At 51.2% G+C, this 1,345-nt stretch carries 1 protein-coding gene and 1 pseudogene; both read left to right on the top strand.

The features are described from left to right. Positions 1-697 (top strand): annotated as a pseudogene (locus JCM12308_RS27455) (calcium-binding protein); the annotation flags it as partial. Positions 698-754: 57 nt separating this feature from the next. Continuing rightward, on the top strand, positions 755-1,345 hold a 591-nt coding region (locus tag JCM12308_RS27450), incomplete at its 3' end, for a hypothetical protein (RefSeq protein WP_164845403.1).

Here is a 1,345-nt window from a genome sequence, read left to right as displayed (position 1 = left end):
AACAGGAGCTGTCTCGGGCGGCCATGCTGAAGGTGACACCATTTCTAACTTCGAGACCATTGAAGGTTCCAGCTACAATGATGTCTTGATTGGTGATGAACAAAACAATAGCTTTTATGGTCACCGCGGCAATGACCGCCTGGAAGGTAAGGGCGGCAATGACACGCTTAACGCCTATGGCGGCGGGAATGACTATCTTGATGGTGGTCCGGGTATAGATGTTGCCCGCTATCGTTGGTCCAAGCATGCTCTGACCATCAATCTTGCCGACCCAAGCCAAAACACAGGCGATGCGGCTGGCGACACCTATGTCTCCATCGAGAACGCAACAGGCAGTGATGCATATGGCGACAGCCTGACCGGTGACAGTAGCAACAACCGTCTGTCTGGCTATGGCGGCGATGACATCCTCAATGGGGCAGCAGGCAATGACAATCTACATGGCGGCAAAGGCAATGACACCTTTGTCTTTGAAGGCATCAGCTTTGGCCGTGATGTAATTGAAGACTTTGCTGCAGGCCATGGGGAAGGCGATGTCATTCAGTTCAAAGGTACGGGTCTGACCAGCTTTGCTGATGTGATGGCTCGCACCAGTGCATCTGGAAGCAATACCCTCATTCAGATCAACACTACCAACACAATCACAATCAGAAACACAACACCTGGAGACCTCCATGCAGATGACTTCAGGTTCTAAAAAATTTGCACACACATTCAGTTTCAACTGCTCCTTTGGCTCAAAGGTATTGTTAAAATGAAGAAGTTTGTACGCATGATTAAGTCAGAACAGATCATTCAAAAAGTTCTTGGCTCAGTTTTGGGACTGACCATTGGAGCAGCGGCACACGCTAGCACCGAAGATGTCACTTACACCTATGATGAGGCCCGGGCCGGGTATCACAACACCGGACAGCTCACAACCATCAGCAATGGGGCCGCCATCATCCACTATGACTACAACAGTCATGGCCAGCTGGTGCGCGAACGCTACATCATTGACGGACAGACCTATACCCGCACCTACTCTTATGATGATGGCAATCGTCTGCGTGCACGATCCTTTTCCGATGGAGAAACCTGGCCGCCTTCCAGCGGACAATACCAGTATGATCGGGCTGGCAGATTGCTGGCCATTCCAGGGGCTATTAATCAGATCCGCTATTCTCCTGATGCCGAAATCGCCCGGATTGATCACGCCAACGGAACACACACGCTCAACTCTTATGATACACAGCGCAAGTGGCTGTTGGGCACCAAGCTCTCCAAAGGCTCTCAAGTGCTGTTTGAAGAGCAGTACACCCGAGACACTGTGGGCCGGATCTCCAAGATCAGATCCAACCGGACC

Origin of the sequence: Pseudovibrio denitrificans JCM 12308, from assembly GCF_001310815.1 — a bacterium.
Taxonomy (GTDB): Bacteria; Pseudomonadota; Alphaproteobacteria; order Rhizobiales; family Stappiaceae; genus Pseudovibrio; species Pseudovibrio denitrificans.
This window is presented reverse-complemented; position numbering and strand designations above follow the sequence as displayed.